The sequence below is a fragment of the Saccharothrix syringae genome (genome assembly GCF_009498035.1).
Classification (GTDB): Bacteria; Actinomycetota; Actinomycetes; order Mycobacteriales; family Pseudonocardiaceae; genus Actinosynnema; species Actinosynnema syringae.
Genome location: NZ_CP034550.1, coordinates 10,258,609 through 10,278,097, shown reverse-complemented (window position 1 = coordinate 10,278,097; position 19,489 = coordinate 10,258,609). Strand labels below are relative to the sequence as shown.

The following is a 19,489-nucleotide window of genomic DNA, read 5'->3' as shown; positions in this document are numbered from 1 at the left end:
GCCTGCAGGGGCGGAGTCCTGCACGGGCGGGATCCTGCAGGGGCGGAGTCCTGGGCGGGCGGTGCCTCGGGGCTGGTGGTCGGCTGTGGTCCCGGGGGTGCTGTGGTCCCGGGGGTGCCGGGGAGTTGGAGTGCCGTGGTGTTGGGGTCAGGCGTTCTCCTCCTTGGCGTAGGTGGTGAACACGACGCCTGTGTCGAAAGTTCTCGTCGATGCCTTGGTGAAGCGGGCCGTCGGGAACTCGCCGGCGAACAGGGGGATGCCCTTGCCAAACACGATCGGGTGGATTTTCAGCACTAGTTCGTCTATCTCCGGCAGCAGGGCGGCGGCCAGCCTCCCGCCGCCGCACAGCCAGATGCCCAGACCCGGTTCGGACTTCAGGGCGCGGACCGTGGCGAGCGGGTCGGTGACGACCTCGACGTCGGGTGGCGTCGAGGTGAGCCTGGTCGACACCACGTACTGCCGCAGGTGCGGGTACGGGCTCGGCAGGCCGCCCGGTACCTGGTAGGTCGCGCGGCCCATCAGGACCGTGTCGAAGTGCTTGTTGGGTGCGTCGATGCCCAGTGCCTGGCGGCCCTGGGCGGGCAGCGTGTCGGGGTACTCCTCGAAGAGCGCCGTCATGTGGTCGCCCTCGAACAGGAAGTCGCCGAAGCCGCCCTTCGGGTCGGCGATGAAGCCGTCGAGCGAGGTGGCGATGAAGTAGGTCAGGTTTCGCATGGTCTTCCTCCTGGGGTGGGGTGGTTGGAGCAACCACTCCGGATGTAGTGCTTCGACTGTAGTACTCTGGGTGTAGTGGTTGTCAAGGAGGAACATGTCGAGTAACCCGACCAGGCGAACGGCGCTGGTGAACGCGGCCATCGAGGTGCTGGCCCGCGAAGGTGCGCGGGGGTTGACCTTCCGCGCGGTGGACGCCGAGGCGGGCGTCCCGAACGGCACCGCCTCGAACTACTTCGCCAACCGCGACGACCTGCTGAGGCAGGTGGGCGAGCACATCCACGTCCGGCTGACCCCGAACGCGGTCAAGCTCGCGGAAACCATGGACGCCCCGCCGGACAAGAGCCTGGTGGTGCGCCTGCTGCAGGAGCTGCTGGGGCGGTTGCAGGCTGATCGGACGGGCTACCTGGCCCTGCTGGAGCTGCGGCTGGAGGCGACCAGGCGGCCGGAGCTGCGGGCCGCGCTGACCAGGACGATCAGCACGACCCTGGAGCAGAACGTCAAGTTCCACCTGGACGCGGGGTTGCCCGGTGACCGCACCACGGTGGTGTCGCTCTACCTGGCGATGACGGGGCTGATGGTGGAGCACCTGACCCTGCCGGACGTGCTGCCGGAGGAGCAGGTGGGTGAGCTGATCACCGCGCTGGTCGAGCGCACCGACGTGCCGGCGGGGGGTGCCGCGGGGGCTGAAGGGGGATGAGTGGCGGGGGCCGGTGACGGGCAGCCGGGGGCGGGCTGCCGGGGGCGGGCTGCCGGGGGCGGACGGCCGGATGACCGGACGGCCGTCCGGTCATCCGGCCGTCCGTGGCCCCGGGGTCAGCAGCAGAACCCCGCGGGTTGGCAGCAGAACGCCCCGGGTTGGCAGCAGAACCCCGCGGGGCGGCAGCAGAAGCCCGCGGGTCGGCGGCAGAAGCCCGCGGGTCAGTAGCGGTCCAGTGGCCCGCCGATGATCGTCATCGCCACCACGATGACCGCGAAGCCCAACCCGGAGTACAGCAGCGCGTCCACGCCGCGTCCCCGGATCGCGATCAACCCCGCCTGCTCGTCGGTCACCAGCACCCGCAGCAGCGCGGCGACCAGCAGCGCGACGCCGATCAGCACCGCGCCCTGCCGCCAGTGGTACTGCACGATCCGCACGAGCCCCAACGCGACCACGCCCAGCACCAGCGCGAACGGCAGGTGCCTGCCCGCCGCCGACCGCCAGCGCTGCTCCGGCAACAGCTCCACCGCTCCCGCCCTAGGCCGTCGCGAGGTCGCGCTCGGCCGCCTCGACCGTGTTGGTCAGCAGCATGGCGATGGTCATCGGGCCCGCGCCGCCCGGGATCGGGGCGAGGAACCCGGCCACTTCGGCCACGTCCGGGTGAACGTCGCCGACCAGGCCGGCCTCCGTGCGGGTGATGCCGACGTCGACCACGGCCGCGCCGGGCTTGACCATGTCCGCGGTGATCAGGCCGGGGCTGCCCGCGCCCGCCACCACGATGTCCGCCCGCCGCACCTCGGCGGCCAGGTCCTTGGTGCCGGTGTGGCACAGCGTCACCGTGGCGTTCTCCGAACGACGGGTCAGCAGTAGCCCGATCGGGCGGCCGACCGTCACGCCGCGACCCACCACGGTCACGTTCGCGCCCGCCAGCGGCACGTCGTAGCGGCGCAGCAGCTCCACCACGCCGCGCGGCGTCGCGGGCAGCGGGGCCTGGTCGCCGAGCACGAGCTTGCCCAGGTTGACCGGGTGCAGGCCGTCGCCGTCCTTGCGCGGGTCGATGCGCTCCAGGATCGGGTTCGGGTCCAGGTGCTTGGGCAGCGGCAGCTGCACGATGTACGCGGTGCACGCCGGGTCGGCGTTGAGCTCGTCGATGACCTGTTCGAGCTGTTCCTGCGTGGTGTCCGCGGGCAGGTCGCGGCGGATCGAGGTGATGCCGACCTTCTCGCACGCCTTGTGCTTGCCCCGCACGTACGAGTGCGAGCCCGGGTCGTCGCCGACCAGCACGGTGGCCAGCCCCACCGACACCCCGCGCTCGCGCAGCGCGGCGACCCGCGCGCGCAGGTCCTCGAAGATCGCGTCCCTGGTGGCCCTGCCGTTGAGGATCGTCGCAGTCACGGACCTCATCCTCTCATTCCCGCCGCGCGGGCAGCGCGGCGACCACCACCGCCAGCAGCGTCAACGCGGTACCGGCCACGGTCCAGGCGGACAGCCGCCCACCTGCGGCGGGAGCCAGCACGTCCACCGCCAGCGCGCCGAGGAGCTGACCGGCCACCTGGCACAGCCCCACCAGCAGCACGCCCAGCCACCGCACCGCGAGCACGGCCGTGCTGATGGTGACCACGCCCAGCGCGCCGCCCGCGTAGAACCACGGCTCGGCGGGCGCGGCGTCGGGCAGCCCGCGCACCGCCACGTCCACCGCGCACACCGCCAGCAGCACCACCGTGCCGACGCCGAAGTTGACCAGGGTGGTCACCCTGGTGCTGCCCGCGGCCTCGCGGACCAGCCCGTTCGCCGCCTGCTGCCAGCCCAGCCCGAGCCCGGCCAGGGCGGGCAGCAGCGCGAGCCACAGCGCCGACGGGTCGCCGAACTCGTCCGACACGGCCACCGCGACCGCCACCACGGCCAGCCCGGCGCCCAGCACGCGCGGCCAGGTCAGCGCCACCCGACCGGCCGGGCCCCACCCCGCCCGGTCCACCAGCAGGCTGCTCACCGCCTGCGCGGCGACCCCGGCGACGGTGAACACCGCCACGCCCAGCGCCGAGACCGCCAGCCCCTGCGAGGACACCCAGAACGCGCCGCACGCCCCGCCGAGGCACTGCCACCAGCGGATGCGCCCGCCGCGCAGCGCGGCGCCCAGCCGCGCGAACCCGGCCCGCCCGGCGGCCGTCGTCGGCACCGCCGCCAGCAGCAGCACCAGCCCGCCGCCGAACGACACCAGCGCGGCCGCGAACCCGTCGTCGAACACGTGCCCCAGCTCGCCGTTCACCCGACCCTGCACGGCCAGGAACGCGCCGCCCACGACCGCGATGAGCGCACCGAACGGCCGGACCCACCTACCCAACCGGAACAGCGCTCCGCACCCGGACCCGGGTCGCCAGCAGCGCGCCGAGCAGCGCCGCGGCCGTGCTCGCCCCGGCGGCCGCGGCCGGTCCGACGTGGTCGAGCAGCGACCCGGCCAGCGGCAGCGCCAGCGCGGAACCCGCCGTGGTGAACGTGCTCATCCAGCCGAACGCCTCGGCCTTGCGCTCGTCCGGCGCCAGCTCGCTGATCCGCTGGTTGCCCGCCGCGATGGCCGGTGCGATCGCCATCCCGCCGATGCCCAGCACCAGGCCGATCAGCCACGCCGGCGAGGGTTCCAGCACCGGCGGCAGCACGAGCACCAGCGGCGCCACGCCCAGCGCCAGCAGCAGCACCCGCCGCGCGTAGTGGGCGCGCCCGGCCAGCCCGCCCGCGATCAGCCCGCCGACCGTCGAGCCGACGCCCCACACCGCGGCGAGCACCCCGGCCAGCGCGGGCGTGCCCAGGTCACGGGCCCAGGCGACGATCACCATGTCGATGCTCACCAGCGACGCCACCATGCACAGCGCCGACAGCAGCGCCAGCACCAGCGGTGCGTTCGCCATCAGCGTCGTCCGCTCGCCCGCCCCGGCCTCCCGGGCCACCGGCTCGTCCAGGCCCGCCCGGCGCAGGGCCGCGCCGAACCCGATCGCGCCGAGCACCGCCAGCGCGCCGCACAGCCACAGCGCCGCCCGCGGGTGCCACACCGCCACCACGGTCGCGGCCAGCGCCGGGCCCACGATGTAGAGGACTTCCTGGAGGGACGCCTCGACGGTGAACACCGCCTGCCGCGCGGCGCCGGTGGCCAGGCGCGGGAAGCTCGCCCGGCTCATCGCCGTCACCGGCGGGGTGGACAGCCCGGTCAGGAACGCCACCACCACGGCGGGCGCCCACGCCGAGGCGGGCAGCACCGCGGGCAGCAGGCCGAGCACCGCGATGCCGACGCCGTAGCCGCAGGACGTCACCAGCAGCAGGCGCCGGGCGGGACTTCGGTCTGCCGCACGTCCGCGCAGCGGCCCCGCCACCCCCATGCCCAGGGTCAGCGCCGCGCCGACCACGCCGGCCACCGCGTACGAGCCCGTCCACCCCGCTATCAGGAAGGACACGGCCAGCGGCGTCCCCGGCAGGTGCACGCGGCCGACCATCGACCACAGCAGCAACCGGGGCAGGTGGGGCACGGCGGCGAGTTCTCGGTACGGGCGCAGCACGGTGACACACTCTGCCTCCCCGGACCGACAAGCCCTTCGGAATATCCGTGGAACCGGGGGACCTCGGTTAGCGTCAGCACCTCTGCACCGGTGCTCACGAGGGGACTGCTGTGACCGATCCGACAGGACGGCGGGCCGAGTTGGAGGCGCGCAACGCCGCCATGCGCGAGCACGTCGACTCCCTCCTGGGCGAGTTGCGGAAGAAGACCGAGCAGCTCCAGGAGACGCAGGCGCGCGCCATGGCGATCACGGCGACCGCGGCGTCCAAGGACGGCACGGTGCGCGCCACCGTCGACTCGGCGGGCGCGCTGACGTCGCTGGAGCTCACCGCGAACGCGTTCGACCGCACCACCCCCGACCGCCTGGCCCGGCTCGTCACCGAGACCGTGCGGGAGGCCGTCGCCAAGGCGCGGACCGAGCTGAACGACGTGCTGGCCCCGGCGCAGCAGGGCCCCGGCATCGACCTGTCCGAGATGCTGCCCGGCGTCCCGTCGCTCTCGGACCTCATCCCCAAGCCGCCGGTCGTGCCGCAGGACCGGGCGCCGTCACGGCGGCCCGCACCGCCCGACGACGACGAAGGCGACAGCGTCATGGACAGGAGTGGCTGGTGAGCGGTTACGAGGTCAGTGTCCCCGGCCTGCGTCGGGGCGCCGGGCAGTTCGCCGCGGCCGGCGACTCGCTGGACGGGGTGCTCCAGGCGTTGACCTCGGCGTTGCAGGCCGAGGGGCAGTGCTGGGGCGGTGACGAGTCCGGGCAGGCGTTCGCGAAGAGCTACGTGCCCAACTCGCAGGCGACGCTGGAGGCGTTCGGCACGCTCGCGCAGGCCCTGGCCGACATCGGCACCGGGGTGCAGCAGACCGCCGACGCGTACGAGGGCTCGGACCAGGGCAACGCGACCGGGATCTCCCGGGTGTACTGAGGGGGACTGCGGTGGGCATCGAGATCCCGAGCGAGGTCACCTGGCTCTTCCCGATCGTGGTCGGGCAGAGCTGGCCGGAGGGCGACGAGACGGCGCTGCGGCGCATGGCCGATGCCTACCGGACCGCCGCCGAGGGCGTGAAGGCCGTGCTCGACGAGGGCAACGGCGCCGCGTCGACGGTGTTCGCCAGCCAGACCGGCGAGGCGGTCCAGCGGTTCGAGGAGTACTGGAAGAAGTTCGCCGACGGCGACGACTCCTACCTGCCGAAGCTGGCGAAGGTCTGCGAGCAGCTGGCCGAGAGCTGCGACAACACCGCGCTGGAGGTGGAGTACACCAAGCTGTCGATCATCGCGTCGCTGATCGCGCTGGCGATCGAGATCGCCGCGCTGGTCGCCGCGGCGTTCGGCACGTTCGGCGCGACCACCGCGGGCATCCCCATCGCGCAGCAGGCGACCCGGCTGATCGTGCAGTTCACGTTCCGGCAGCTCGTCATCGCGATCCTGCGCGAGGTCGCGATCTCGGTGGGCATCGACGCGGCCATCCAGCTGGTGCAGGTCGTGCGCGGCGACCGGACGTCGTGGGACTGGGGCAAGACGACCGAGGCCGCGGTCTCCGGCGTGGTGTCCGGCCTGGTCGGCGGCGTGTCCGGCGGGCTGAAGTTCCAGGGTGGCGGGCTGGCCGGGCAGGTCGCGGTCGGCGCCGGCCGCGGCGCGGTCGAGGGCATGGTGTCCACGGTCGGCACGGCGGCGGCCCTGGGGCAGGACATCTCGGTGAAGGACGTGCTGATGGGCGCGTCCGCCGGTGCGGTGTCCGGCGGGATCGGCGGGGCGAAGGACGGGCTGTCGGTCGAGCCGCCGCGGGTCGACGTCGGCGGGCCGGAGGGCGGTGCGCCGAACGTCGTGCCGCCGCCGCCCGTGGTGGGCGGGCCCGACCGGACGCCGGCCGGTTCGCCCGGTGGTTCGCCGAGCGGGGTGCCCGACGGGCCCGCGGTGAACCGGGACGGGTTGAACCGGCTGCCCGGTGCGACCTCGACTTCCGCGGTGGCCGCGCCGCCCGCTCCCGGGCCCGCGGTGAGCGCGCCGCCCTCGGTCGGTGACTCCGCCGGGTCGCACGGTGGTTCGCCCGGTGGGGTTCCGGCCGGGCCCTCGGCGTTCACCGGGGCGCCCGGGGGTGCTCCTGGTGGTTCGCCTGGTGGTTCGTCTGGTGGTTCGTCTGGTGGGCGGACCGGTGGTGCTTCGGTGCCCACCTCGGCCGGTACCGGTGGGGCGGCTCCGTCCATCGGCAGTCGGCTCGGTGGTGGGGCGCCCGCGGGTGGGGCTCCTGTTGGTGGGGCCGCGCCTGGTGGGTCTGCGCCTGGTGGGTCTGCGCCTGGTGGGTCTGCGCCTGGTGGGTCTGCCGGTCGGGGGCCCGGTGGGGTGCCTGCTGGTGGGCCGGTGCCGGGTGGGTCGGCTTTCACGCCTGGTCAGGGCGGGGGTGCTGCGCCCGGGGTTCGGACTGGTGGGCCTGCTGTTGGGGGGACCTCGCTTGGCGGGCCCTCGCACGTTGGTGCTTCGCCTGCTGGGCCTTCCTCTGCTGGGCCTTCGCACGCCGCGGCTTCGCCTGCCGGACCCTCGCACGCCGGGCCTTCGAACAGCGGGGTGACGCCCGGCGGTCCCACGCCTGGCGGGACGCCTTCCGGTTCGACTCCGAGTATTCCGACTCCGGGTGGTTCGACGCCGGGCGGAGTTCCGGGTGCCGGGATGCCTGCCGGGGGAGTGCCGACGGGTGGTCCGCTGCCGACCGGTGGCCCCACGCCCGGTGTCCAGCCCACCGCCGGTGCGGCTCCCGCTCACGCCGCTCCTGCCGCACCCGCCGGCAACGGTGTTCCGGCGGCCGGTGGTCCGACGCCTTCGGGCAACCCCGCCGCCGGTGCTCCGATGGCCGGTGGGGCGGGGTTCATGCCGCCTCCCAGCGGGGCTCCCGCCGGTGGTGGCGGTGGTGGCGGGCGTGGGCCCGTCGCGCCGTCCGCGGGCGGGTACTTCGACGCTCCCTCCGGCGGGGACCACGACGTCCGCGGGACCGACGCGGTCAGCGCCAGTTCGTTGACCGGTGCGCCGGTCCAGCCGATCCGCGATGTCGGGCCCGTGTCGATGCCGGAGCAGCGCGGTCCGGTCCAGCCGCCGGCCGCTCAGCCCCCGGCCGCGTCGCAGCCGGGTGGTTTCGGGCCCCAACCGGGTGGTTTTGGTCCTCAGCCCGGTGGTTTCGGTCCTCAGCCGGGTGGGTTCGGGCCGACCGGTCAGCACCCCGGTGGTCCCGCCGCCCCGGTTCGTCCGGACGGCGCCACCCCCGCCCGCACCCCGGAACCCGCGCCGCGCCCGGTCACGCCGCGCGCCGACGCCGGTCCCATCGCACCGCCCCGCTCGGACGCCCCGGCCCCGGCATCGCGCGGCACCGACGCACCCGCATCGCGCGGCACCGACCCGTCGACCCCGCCGACCGACGGCCCGGCGCCGACCAGTGGTCCCACCCCGGACGGCACCACCCCGGACGGCACCACCCCGGACACCCCCCCCACCCCGGACACCCCCGCCGACCTCACCGGCACCCCCGGCGACGAGCACTCCCCGGTGTCCAGCCACGAGTGGCCCGCCGACACCACCCCGACCGCGGACCCCACCCCGGCCACCCCGGGCACCACCCCCACCGACCCGTTCCCCAACAAGAACGTCTGGGGTCAACCGGCCGGCGTGGTCCCCGGCTTCTCCCACGACGGCCCGTACCACTCGGTGCACGACAGCACGGGCCCCGCGGACCAGTCCGTCGGCACCTACGACCAGCGCGCCGCCGCCATCGTCGAGCCCACCTACCAGCCCTACGGCCCTCACGGGAACTTCGCCGACTTCACGCAGGCCCACTCCAACCCGGACGGCAGCATCGCCTGGCCGCCGAACCAGGGCGCGGACGGCCCGCGCGTGGTCGTGGAGCTGCCGGCGGGCACCGTGCTCGACCGGTTCGGTTCCCCGGGCGGCGACTTCCTCTCCCCGCTGGGCCCGGACGGCAAGCCGTACGGCTTCGGCGAGCGCGCGATCATGCCCGACAGCCTCGGCAAGGGCTACCACGTCTACGTCCTGGACGCCCCGCTCACCGTCGAGCTGTCCACCGTCGCCCCGGCGTTCGACCAGGACGGCGGCGCCCGCCAGCTCCAGCCGGTGGCGAGCCCGGACCTCGTCGACCCCGCCACGGGCCGGATGAGCGTGCAGCGGCTGATCGACCTCGGCATCATGCGCGAGGTCGACGTGCCGCCCGCCGACGGCCGGGTGCTCGCGCCCGACTTCGGCACGTTCGACCGCGACGGCAACGTGCTCAGGCCCGACACCGCGTCGGTCGCCGACGCGCGGAACGGCGCGTTCGACGACTACACCCCGGCGGACGGCCCCGCGAACCCCGTCCCGAACCCGGACCTCGGCGCGGTCGCCCACCGGGGCCCGATCCCGCTCGGCGAGGTGTCCCAGCGCGTCGACCAGGCCATCCGCAACAGCCAGGTCACCGGTTCGGGCGTCGCCCTGCACACCGAGGACCGGCTGCGCGACCTGTCCGCCCGCATCCCGCGCAGCGACGACCACGTCGTCCTCGACATCCACACCGACGGCGACGGCGTCCGCATCGGCGACACGCACTACACCCGCGCCGAGCTGGTCGAGCTGATCAACAACCACCCGGACCTGGCGGGCCGGCCGATCGTCCTGGTCGGCTGCGACGCGGGCGCGGGCGGGGAGAACAGCCTCGCCGCGCACGTGGCCCGCGAGACCGGCCAGCGGGTCATCGCGCCGGACACCCTCGCCTGGTCCGACCAGCACGGCAACGTCTACGCCAGCTCGCCCAACGAGGCCGGCGGCCCGCGGATCCCGCCGGACGGCGGCTGGCACGCGTTCGAGCCCGACGGCACGCACGCCCCGGTCGGCGAGAACGGCATGCCGCCCGGCCACGAGCCGAAGGGCGACCTGGCGGGCGACGACCAGGCCCACCGCGGCCGCCAGGACATCGAGCCGCAGGTGCAGGAGCCGTGGTCGGCCCCGCACACCGAGCACGAGCGCCGGGTGAGCCTGCGCGACGACCAGTCGTACTTCCGCAGCGGCGAGGACCTGCCGCCCAACACGCGGATCACCGTGCTGGGCGAGGACGGCAACGTCCGCACCACCATCCACGTCGACGCCGACGGCCGGGTCTACGTCGACGCCGTCGCGCCGAACACCCGCCACGGCGACAACCCGGAGGTCAGGCACCCCGCGCCGAACGCCCACTACCGCGTCGAGGTCGGTCACCGGCACGACGTGTTCGTGGCCAACCCGGACGGCACGCGGGCGACCACGCAGGACACCATCAAGGTCGGCGACCGGGTCGTCCCGGTCGAGCGCACCGTGCCGGTCGAGCCGGTCCCCGAGCCCGCCAACGGCCGCCAGGTGATCGACGCGAACCACCCGCTCGCGCCCCGGCCGGGCGAGGCGTTCACCGCCCGCACCGACCTCCCGCCGGACACGCGCATGGAGGTCTACGACACCGACGGCACGTACCGGGGCACGGTGCAGACCGACGCCACGGGTCTGCCCAGGTGGGTGGCCGCACCGGACTACCTGGCCAACGACACCCGCAACCCCGAGGTCACGCACGCCGGGCGCGGCGTGAACTACAACATCGACCGCGGGCCGCTGCACCAGGAGTTCACCACCAACGCCGACGGCCACCCGCAGGACGCCGTGGCGCGCACCGAGCCGACCACGACCAGGCAGACCCCGGTCACCGACCTGGCGCAGGGCGAGCCGTTCAGCCGGCCCGGCCAGCTGCACGACCCGAACACCGAGTACGTCGTCTCCGACGAGCACGGCCAGCACCGCGGCCGGTTCCTCACCGACGAGCACGGCCACGTGGTGTTCGAGGACACCTTCTCGGGCCAGCGCAGCCGGGTGAACAACGAGATCACGCGGGCACCGGCGCACGCGCAGATCACCTCCGACGGCTTCTACGGCCTCGGCCGGGCCGAGCAGCCCGCGCAGCACTGGCCGACGCCCGCCAACGGCGAGGTCCGGCTGGCCGTCGAGCGCGTCAAGGTCGACGGCGAGTGGCAGTACTCGGTCCAGGTGGTCGGCGGCGACACCAGCGGCTGGACGCAGCAGCAGCGCGACGCCGTGCTGCGCCCGTACGACAACCGGGACCCGTTCTCGGCCCGCGCCGACCTGCCGCCGAACACCCGGTTCGTGCTCGACGACCACAAGGGCCAGGGCTACGGCACGTTCCAGACCGGCGGCGACGGCACCACCTCGCACGTCCACACGTTCCGCCCGTTCAGCCCCGACCTGAACAACCCGCTGCCCAACGCCGTGCTGGTCGCGGACAACGACACGTGGCGCGGCCGCACCAACGGCGACGGCGAGACGGTCGCCACGACCGGCCGGCCCGACCTGTCCTCGGGCGGGGCGATCCGCCGCGACAGCGCCGCGCAGCTCGACGTGGGCACGCACGGCGAGGTGGACTCGAACGGCCGGAAGCTCTCCGACGGCGGGCACCACCAGGGCAACGAGACCGGTGGTCCCGGCGAGGCGGCCAACCAGTCGAGCCAGCAGCGCGACCAGAACCAGGGCAACGAGCGGCCGGCGTTCGTCACCGAGGAGACCTGGCACCGCATGGAGCGGGACCGCGCCGCGTTCATGAGGTCCGGCGGTACGGTCGAGATGATCGACACGTTCGCCCTGAGAGACCCGCTGCAACGGCACCCGCACACGTACCAGACGCGCTGGCGCGTGACGCTCGACGACGGCACCACCGAGATCTACGTCAGGAGCTACCCGAATGAGCACAACGCAGCCCTCTGGCCGGCCGACTTCTGAGCAGCGCCACGACGAGCTGCTCCAGCTGATCGGCGGCATGCTGCTGGACGTCGCTCCGGAGGGCTTCCGGCGGATCGACGTGCTGGTGCGGATGACGGTGGCCGTGCAGGACGTGGCGATGACGGTCTACATGCCGGACGGGAGCACGCCCGACGTGTTCCCGCCGGAGGGCCTGACCGCGGCGTTCCAGGAGATGCGGCAGGTGCTGCACCAGCCGGGTCGCGGCACGTGGTTCTCGGCGCGGTGCGTGGTCAACGCGCCGGTCCGCATCGACATCACCTACAACTTCGACCACGACCCGCTGTTCACGCCGCCGGTCCCGGCCGCCGACTTCGCCCGGGACCTCCAGGTCTTCCCCCGTGACGACGCCTACGTCCCCGACTGGCTGCGCGCCAAGCTCGTCGAGGCGAGCACCGAGGAGCAGAACGCATGACCGCCCCCCAGCTCGACGTCGAGGACCAGAACGCCGTCCTCGGCTCGGTCACCACGCTGCTGGTGCAGCGCCTGCCGGGCGACTGGGAGCAGCTGTGGGTCGACTTCCGGATGGTCGGCCGCCACCTGGAGGCGCAGGTCTCCGGGCTGACCATGTTCGGCTCGTCGTTCGAGTGGGAGCTGCCCGAGGCCGCGCTGCCGTTCTTCGTGCAGCTGCGCGACGGCATGGCGCGGCCGGGCCGGGGCACCTGGCTGTCGGTGAAGTTCCACCTCGTGCACCCCGACACCTACTCGGCGGAGTTCAACCGCGACCAGGAGCCGGACTGGACCCGGCCGCCGGCGCGGGAGCACTACCTCGAAGAGCTGGAGACCTACCCGCGCGACGACGACGCGCTGCCCGCGTGGCTGCGGGAACGCGCCGGGCTCGCCGCGCCGGCCCAGGTCGGCGCCGCCCGGATCGACCCGGGCCTGATCCACGCGGCGCCGGTGTTCGACGGGGCCGACGGCCAGGTGCGCGACCGGCCGGCCGTGCACCCGCAGGAGCTCGACGACGTCCTGGCCTACCTGGAGGGCGCGCCGGTCGTGCTGGCCGCCCGCTCCTACGGGCCGGACGTGCTCGACCCGTCCGCGACGGCCGCCGTCCCGCTGTCCTTCCACACCGACGGCACCTGGGTGTGGCCCGGCGCGGTGGCCTACTACCTGCGCAAGCACCGCGTCGCGCCGGTCCCGCAGCTCGTGCAGCACATCCGCGACAACGGCTACGCCGTGCCCGAGGTGTCGCCGCAGGCCGAGGCCGCGGCGACCGCCGTGGCCACCGGGCGCGCGCCGGGCGCCGAGCTGCCCGAGTACCACCCGCGGGTGATCACCGAGGCCGACCGGCGGGCGCTGGAGCAGCTCAAGGCGCGGCTGGACCACTTCGGGGTGGGCGAGGACGAGTACGGCATCGTCGAGCCCAAGCCGGACGCGCTGGTGATCGAGCCCGCGCCCGGCCCGTCCGGCTGGCAGGTGCAGTTCTGGGACGGCAGCCGCGGCCCGCACGGCAGGCCGCGCGTGCACGAGCACGCCGTGGACGCGGCGAAGGCGCTGCTCGCCGAGCTGCTGTGGCGCCCGGACCTGGACGGGGTGCGGGCGGGCCAGGCCGCCGCCCGGCCCGACGCGGTGCGGCTCGTGCCGGACATCCAGCCGCTGCCCGACGAGCCGCCGCTGTCGCTGTTCCGCGACCGCGAGCCCGTGGTCCTGCCGGTCGGCACCGAACTGGATCGGTTCGGCACCGAGGCCGGCAACCTCGTCTACGCGGCGGGCACGATGTTCGGCAACCGCTCGCTGCCACCGGATTGGCTGAACCGCCGCTACCACGTGTATCGGGTGCAGAAGCCGGTGCCCGCGCTCCAGGGCGTCGCGGTGCCGTGGTTCGGGCAGGTCGGCGGCGGCACGGGCTACTTCCTCGCCACGTCGGTGCAGGACCTGCTGGCGGACGGGACCCTGGTGGAGGTGCCGGAGGTGACCACGCAGCCGCCGCCACCGAAGGTCCAGGGGTGAACGCGGGGCGTTATTAGTCCGTTCGGCCCAGCGGGGTCCCGTGCGGGTACGGTGCGTCGCGGGGGAAGATGTTGCACGTGTCCGAGCTGAAGCCGCTGAACCCGACCGAGCAGGATGCACTGGTCAAGCAGATCGGCCTCACGCTGATGCGGGCCGCTCCCGAGGAGTGGCGCCACGTGACGGCGGAGTACCGCGCGACGGGTCGGTACTCCGAGCTGTCCGCCGAGGTCAGGTCGGCCGACGGTGCCCTGCGCGCCTGGTCGCCGCCCCAGGAGGTGGCGGCGCTGTTCGCGCGGCTGCGCGCGGGCATGTACCGGGAGGGCCGGGGCAGCTGGTCCAACGCCCGCTACCAGCTCGACCACCCGTCCAGCTACAACCTGGACTTCGACCGCAACGAGCCCTCCTGGCAGACCCCGCCGCCACCGCAGGCGTACCTGGACGAGATGCGGTTCTTCCCGCGCACGGACGAGAACGTGCCGGACTGGCTGCGCCGCAAGCTCCAGCAGGCACCGCCGCCGCCCCGCGCGTTCCGCACGGCCCGCGTCTTCGACGGCGCGGGACCCGGCGGCCGGCCGTCGGTGAACCGACCGCCCGTGGCCGAGGCCGACCGCGACCTGCTGCTGAGCTACCTCGACCGCGCGCCGGTCGCGGTGGTGGGGCGCGGGTTCGACGCGGACGTGCTGAACCCGGACGCGCCGCAGGTGGTGCCGGTGGCGTTCCAGACCGACGGGCTGTGGATCTGGCCCGCGGCGGTCGGCTACTACCTGCGGGCCTACGGCGTGCCGCCGGAGCCGGAGCTGGTGGAGCGGGCCAAGGCGCAGGACTTCGTGCTGCCGGAGGTGACCGAGGAGGCGCGCGTCGCCGCCGCGGCGAACCTCGGCGCGCCGGCCGCGCCGCAGGGCACCGCGCTGCCGGTGGCCGAACCGGTCGAGGCGTCCGCCGAGCCGCCGGCCGAGGTGGGCGCGACGGTCGCGGCGCCGCTGCCGGAGCTGGTGGGCGACGACGAGCCGGGCGGGCGGGCCGACGTCGAGCGGACCGCCGACCTGGGCGACGTCAAGCCGGAGGCCGTCGAGTACGAGCAGGACGGGCCGCCGTACCGGGTGCGGTTCGAGGAGGACGGCCCGGTCATCGACGACCGGTACCGGCGCGAGACCTACGTGGAGGGCATGGACCTGTTCACGCCCGCCCAGTACGAGCAGCGGGAGCTGAACGACACGCAGGCGTGGAACCCGTTCTCGGACGAGGAGCCGGAGCCCGCGCGGGGCGGGGAGGCCCCGGAGGAGCCCGCCGCGCAGGCGCGCGAGGAGGCGCCCGCCGAGCCGGTGGTGGAGCAGCCGACGCCGGACGAGGTGACCGCCGAGTTCGAGGTCGACCAGGAGCAGCTCTACCAGGCGCGCGAGGACGAGCCGTTCGACGCGCCCCCGGTGGGTGGGGACGACGAGGGTGCCGGGGAGCGCGAGGACGCCCGGTTCGACGAGCACGACCGGCACGAGCACGACCGGCACGAGCACGACCGGCACGACTTCGAGGAGGCGGCCGAGCAGCCGTTCGCCGAGCGGTCGTTCGACGAGCAGCCCTTCGCTGAGCAGCCCTTCGCTGAGCGGCAGTTCGCGGAGCAGCCGTTCGCCGAGGAGGCCGCGCAGGGGGCCGGGTCGCACGCGGAGCAGGAGCCCGCGCCGTTCGTCGACACCCCGACCCAGTACGCCGAGCCCCCCACGCAGTTCACCGACGCCCCGGCCCAGTTCACCGACCAGCGACCGGAGCCCGCCGACCAGGCACCGCAGCCCGACCGGTTCGCCGACGCCCCGCCGGCCGACCGGTTCGCGGACGCGCCGCCGGCCGACCGGTTCACGGACGCGCCGCCCGCCGGCCAGTTCGCCGAACAGGTGCCGCCGCCCTTCGCCGACCAGGCGCCCGACCGGTTCGCCGAGGCCGCGCAACCGTTCCGCGACGCGACCCCCACCCCGCCCCCGCCGCCGCAGGTGGTCGAGCCACGCCAGGTCACCCCGGAGGAGGAGCGGGAGCTGGCCAACGTCCGGCGCGCGCTCGACGAGTTCGACGTGCCGCCCGCCGCCTACCGGTTCGGCGGCGAACCGGCCGACCGCACGTGGCTGCTGCGCACCGAGGGCCAGGACTGGGAGGTGTCGTGGTTCGACCACGGCCCCACCAACCCGGTCCGCTTCGACCGCGTCGAGGACGCCGCCGCCTACCTCGTCGGCAAGCTGGTCCTCGCGCACCGCCGCCCGCCGCGCCCGAACCCGCTGCCGCCACCGCCCCCGCCGCCCCAGCAGCGCCCGCGCCCGCCGGTGAACAACGGCTTCCGCGAGGAGCCCCAGCCGCCGCGCCGCCCCGCGCCGCCGGACCGGCGCCCGCCGGTCGAACCGCCCGCCGGCCCCGTCCCGCCCGCCGACCGCCAGGACCGCCAGCCGGAGCCGAAGTCGTCGCGCACGTGGCCGATCAACCCGATGAGCGGCGAACCGCCGCTCACCCTGTTCCGGCACAAGAAGATGACCGAGCTGCCGCCGGGCATGGAGGTCGACCGCTTCGGCGACGGCTCGGGCAACCTGGTCTACGCCGCGGGCACCCCGTTCCCGCAGCGCTCGCTCGTGCCGTCGTGGGTCAACCGCCCCTACCGGGTGTACCGCCTGCGCCGCCCGGTCGAGGTGCTGACCGGCGTGGCCGTGCCGTGGTTCGAGCAGCCGGGCGGCGGCACCGCCTACCTGATGCCGAAGTCGATCGACGACATGATCGCCGACGGCGCCCTGGTCGAGGTCGCCAACCAGGAAGCCCCCACCCACTGACCGCGAACGCAGAACTCGGGGGTCCCCAACGTTCGACACGGGGGTCCTGAACGTTCGACTCGCCCACCCCGACCGCATGACACGCCGAGCCTGAACGCATGACACGCCCGGGTTCCCGGGCTTTCGACCGGCGTGTCATGCGTTCAAGTCCGGCGTGTCATGCGGTGGGGACTCGCGAGTTGAACCTCCAGGACCGGTGTGTCGAACGTTCAGGGCCCCCGAGTTCTGCGTTCAGGGGTGGTCAGGTGATCTTCAGGCCGTGGGCGGCGGCGAAGGCGACGGCGGTGTCCAGGTCGACGTGGGCGCCGCGCAGGGTGGCCTGCACCAGGCCGTTGGGGTCCAGGCGCGCGCCGCGCAGGTCGGCGCCCTCCAGGAGGGTGCCGCGCAGGCGTGCGCCGGTCAGGTCGGTGTCGCGCAGGTCCGCGTCGCGCAGGTCGGCGTCCTCCAGGTTGGCCTCGCGCAGGCGCAGGCCGCGCAGCGGGGCCTTGCGCAGGCGCGCCCCGGTCAGGCTCGCGAGGGTGAGATCGGTCTCCTCCAGGGTGATCGACCGCAGCGCGCAGTCGACGAACGTCGAGCCCAGCCACGTGCACGAGGTGAACGAGGCCGAAGCCAGCACCGCGCCCTTGAACCGGCACGACCGGAACGCCGACGCCCGGTGCGCGGACCCGCCCAGGTCGGCGCGGTCGAACGTGCACTCGGTGAACGTGCAGCCCGACGTCACCAACCCCCGCATGTCGGCCTCGGTGAAGTCGCACCGGACGAACGACCGGCCCTCCCACCGCTGCCCGTTCAAGACCGCGTCCGAGTAGTCCTCGCCGATGATGTTCACTGTCACACCTTGTCATCGTCCACCAGTTGGTAACCTCCGACCTGCCGGGCAACCCGCCCGGCGCCGCGGTCCCGGTGTAGAGACCGCCGCTGACAGGTCGTCAGCCTGCCTAGTGGTCGTGCCCGAGGACTGAAGCCACAACATTCGGGAAGGCTCATGACCCGCACGCCCGTGAATGTCACCGTCACCGGTGCGGCCGGCCAGATCGGCTACGCACTGCTGTTCCGCATCGCCTCCGGCCAGCTGCTGGGCGCCGACGTCCCGGTCCGGCTGCGCCTGCTGGAGATCCCGCAGGCCGTCAAGGCCGCCGAGGGCACCGCGATGGAGCTGGACGACTGCGCGTTCCCGCTGCTGTCCGGCATCGACATCACCGACGACGCCAAGACCGCCTTCGACGGCGTGAACGTGGCGCTGCTGGTGGGCGCCCGCCCGCGCACCAAGGGCATGGAGCGCGGCGACCTGCTGGAGGCCAACGGCGGCATCTTCAAGCCGCAGGGCGAGGCGATCAACGCGGGCGCGGCGGACGACGTGCGCGTGCTGGTGGTCGGCAACCCGGCCAACACCAACGCCCTGATCGCCCAGCGCCACGCGCCGGACGTGCCCGCCGAGCGGTTCACCGCGATGACCCGCCTCGACCACAACCGCGCCCTGTCGCAGCTGGCCAAGAAGCTCGGCGTGTCCATCACCGACATCAAGAAGATGACGATCTGGGGCAACCACTCGGCCACCCAGTACCCCGACCTGTTCCACGCCGAGGTCAACGGCCGGGTCGCCGCCGAGGCGGTCGACGACCAGGCGTGGCTGGAGAACGACTTCATCCCGACCGTCGCCAAGCGCGGCGCGGCGATCATCGAGGCGCGCGGCGCGTCCTCGGCGGCGTCGGCGGCCAACGCGGCGATCGACCACGTCTACGACTGGGTCAACGGCACCGCCGAGGGCGACTGGGTCTCCATGGCCGTGCCGTCCGACGGCTCCTACGGCGTGCCCGAGGGCCTGATCTCCTCCTTCCCGGTGACCGTGGAGGACGGCAAGTACTCGATCGTGCAGGGCCTGGAGATCGACGAGTTCTCCCGCGGCCGCATCGACGCCTCCGTGGCGGAGCTGGTCGAGGAGCGCGACGCGGTGCAGGCCCTGGGCCTGATCTGAGCGACACCGCACGGGAGGGCCGCCCGCGGGTGGCCCTCCCGTGGCATGTTGGGCGCATGAACCCCTGGCCCGTGCCCGCGCCCGACCTGCCCGCCGACGTCCACCCGGCGCTCGCCGCGACCGCCCGCGCCGCCGCCGGCGCCTACGGCGAGGCCCGCGGGCGCTTCACCCGCGCCCAGCTGCGCGAGGAGGTCGCCGACGGCGCGGACGGCACGCCGACCATGCGCGTGGACGAGATCGTGGAGGCGGCCGTCGCCGAGGCGGCCCGGGCGGCGGGGGTGAACCTGCTGTCGGAGGAGGCCGGCTTCCTCGACCACGGCTCCGCCGCCACCCTGGTGGTCGACCCGGTGGACGGGTCCGCCAACGCCGCCACGGGCGTGCCGCTGTCGTGCTTCGCGGGCGCGCTCGTGCTGGACGACCGGCCGGTCGAGGCGCTGACCACCTGGTTCGACACCGGCCGCAGCTGGCACGCCCGGGCGGGCGAGCCCACGCCGTTCCGCACCACCGGCCGCACCGCGCTCAAGGGCGCGAACGTGTGCCTGCTGCGCCCCAAGCGCGGCACCGAGGAGGCGTGGCTGCGGGTGGCGAACCAGGCCGACCGGGTGCGCGTGCTGTGCACGACGTGCCTGGAGGCCATGCTGGTCGCGGAGGGTGCGGTGGACGCGTTCGCCGACCCCGGTTCGGACACCCACCGCCTGATGGACCTGATCGCGGCCCTGGTGACGGTGCCCGCGGCTGGCGGCGTGCTGCTCGACCTGCACGGCCGGCCGCTGACCTTCGACCCGGACCTGACCCGCCGGTGGTCGGGGATCGCGGCGGCGAGCCCCGAACTGGCCGACGAGCTCATCGCCACCATCCTCGGCTGAACACGAACGAGTGAAAAAGCAGGTCAGGGAGTAACGATCAGGGCGGCGGCGTCGGCGAAACGGTGCGGGAGCGCTCCCAAGTGACCGTTTCGCTCACGCTGTCCACCAGGCTGTTCGGTACCGCTCGGCGGTCCGCGCGG

15 protein-coding genes and 1 pseudogene are annotated in these 19,489 nt (G+C 74.2%); 10 read left to right on the top strand and 6 right to left on the bottom strand.

The window, feature by feature from the left end; genetic code table 11:
* Positions 1-147: 147 nt before the first annotated feature.
* Positions 148-714 carry a dihydrofolate reductase family protein gene (locus tag EKG83_RS43485; protein ID WP_033428658.1) on the bottom strand — a complete coding sequence of 189 codons (567 nt, stop codon included), beginning with the start codon at positions 712-714 and terminating at the stop codon, positions 148-150.
* A 94-nt stretch (positions 715-808) separates the two neighbouring features.
* Between EKG83_RS43485 and EKG83_RS43480 the strand changes: the two genes are divergently transcribed.
* Positions 809-1,411 carry a TetR/AcrR family transcriptional regulator gene (locus EKG83_RS43480; protein ID WP_033428659.1) on the top strand — a complete coding sequence of 201 codons (603 nt, stop codon included), beginning with the start codon at positions 809-811 and terminating at the stop codon, positions 1,409-1,411.
* A 221-nt stretch (positions 1,412-1,632) separates the two neighbouring features.
* Here EKG83_RS43480 and EKG83_RS43475 read toward each other — a convergent pair whose 3' ends face one another.
* The 4 genes from EKG83_RS43475 to EKG83_RS43460 are packed head-to-tail and all read right to left on the bottom strand — an operon-like array spanning position 1,633 to position 4,956.
* Positions 1,633-1,929 carry a DUF3017 domain-containing protein gene (locus tag EKG83_RS43475; protein ID WP_084716923.1) on the bottom strand — a complete coding sequence of 99 codons (297 nt, stop codon included), beginning with the start codon at positions 1,927-1,929 and terminating at the stop codon, positions 1,633-1,635.
* A 19-nt stretch (positions 1,930-1,948) separates the two neighbouring features.
* Positions 1,949-2,806, bottom strand: a complete 858-nt coding sequence (locus EKG83_RS43470) for a bifunctional methylenetetrahydrofolate dehydrogenase/methenyltetrahydrofolate cyclohydrolase (RefSeq protein ID WP_033433908.1) — start codon at positions 2,804-2,806, stop codon at positions 1,949-1,951.
* Positions 2,807-2,819: 13 nt separating this feature from the next.
* The gene (locus tag EKG83_RS43465; RefSeq protein ID WP_084716917.1) at positions 2,820-3,752 is read right to left on the bottom strand and encodes a DMT family transporter; all 933 of its coding nucleotides are present in this window, start codon (positions 3,750-3,752) and stop codon (positions 2,820-2,822) included.
* A complete protein-coding gene (locus EKG83_RS43460; protein WP_033433910.1) occupies positions 3,745-4,956 on the bottom strand; it encodes an MFS transporter in 1,212 nt (403 codons plus the stop codon). The genes EKG83_RS43465 and EKG83_RS43460 overlap by 8 nt, the downstream gene beginning before the upstream one ends.
* Positions 4,957-5,066: 110 nt before the next feature.
* On the opposite strand from EKG83_RS43460, the gene EKG83_RS43455 reads away from it, so the two are divergent.
* From EKG83_RS43455 to EKG83_RS43425, 7 genes and pseudogenes are all read left to right on the top strand, one after another.
* On the top strand, positions 5,067-5,567 hold the full coding sequence (locus tag EKG83_RS43455; RefSeq protein ID WP_153278795.1) for a YbaB/EbfC family nucleoid-associated protein: 501 nt from the start codon (positions 5,067-5,069) through the stop codon (positions 5,565-5,567).
* Complete coding sequence (locus EKG83_RS43450) at positions 5,564-5,875, top strand: WXG100 family type VII secretion target (RefSeq protein ID WP_051766600.1); 312 nt, start codon at positions 5,564-5,566, stop codon at positions 5,873-5,875. The genes EKG83_RS43455 and EKG83_RS43450 overlap by 4 nt, the downstream gene beginning before the upstream one ends.
* 11 nt (positions 5,876-5,886) lie before the next feature.
* Positions 5,887-6,276 (top strand): annotated as a pseudogene (locus tag EKG83_RS50080) (WXG100-like domain-containing protein); the annotation flags it as partial.
* Between the two features lie 2,205 nt (positions 6,277-8,481).
* Positions 8,482-11,736 carry a TNT domain-containing protein gene (locus EKG83_RS43440; RefSeq protein ID WP_153278794.1) on the top strand — a complete coding sequence of 1,085 codons (3,255 nt, stop codon included), beginning with the start codon at positions 8,482-8,484 and terminating at the stop codon, positions 11,734-11,736.
* Entirely contained in the window at positions 11,699-12,169 is a 471-nt protein-coding gene (locus EKG83_RS43435; protein ID WP_033433913.1) for a hypothetical protein, read from the top strand. Before EKG83_RS43440 ends, EKG83_RS43435 begins: the two co-directional genes overlap by 38 nt.
* Positions 12,166-13,707, top strand: a complete 1,542-nt coding sequence (locus tag EKG83_RS43430) for a TNT domain-containing protein (RefSeq protein WP_033433914.1) — start codon at positions 12,166-12,168, stop codon at positions 13,705-13,707. The genes EKG83_RS43435 and EKG83_RS43430 overlap by 4 nt, the downstream gene beginning before the upstream one ends.
* A 77-nt stretch (positions 13,708-13,784) precedes the next feature.
* Positions 13,785-16,508 (top strand): TNT domain-containing protein, encoded by a 2,724-nt coding sequence (locus EKG83_RS43425; protein WP_033433915.1) that lies wholly within the window; start codon positions 13,785-13,787, stop codon positions 16,506-16,508.
* Between the two features lie 241 nt (positions 16,509-16,749).
* Here EKG83_RS43425 and EKG83_RS43420 read toward each other — a convergent pair whose 3' ends face one another.
* A complete protein-coding gene (locus EKG83_RS43420; protein ID WP_033433916.1) occupies positions 16,750-17,337 on the bottom strand; it encodes a pentapeptide repeat-containing protein in 588 nt (195 codons plus the stop codon).
* A 156-nt stretch (positions 17,338-17,493) separates the two neighbouring features.
* Here EKG83_RS43420 and EKG83_RS43415 point away from each other — a divergent pair, with 156 nt between their 5' ends.
* The gene (locus tag EKG83_RS43415) at positions 17,494-18,483 is read left to right on the top strand and encodes a malate dehydrogenase (protein WP_033433917.1); all 990 of its coding nucleotides are present in this window, start codon (positions 17,494-17,496) and stop codon (positions 18,481-18,483) included.
* Between the two features lie 56 nt (positions 18,484-18,539).
* Positions 18,540-19,349 (top strand): inositol monophosphatase family protein, encoded by an 810-nt coding sequence (locus EKG83_RS43410; protein ID WP_033433918.1) that lies wholly within the window; start codon positions 18,540-18,542, stop codon positions 19,347-19,349.
* Positions 19,350-19,489: the final 140 nt, after the last annotated feature.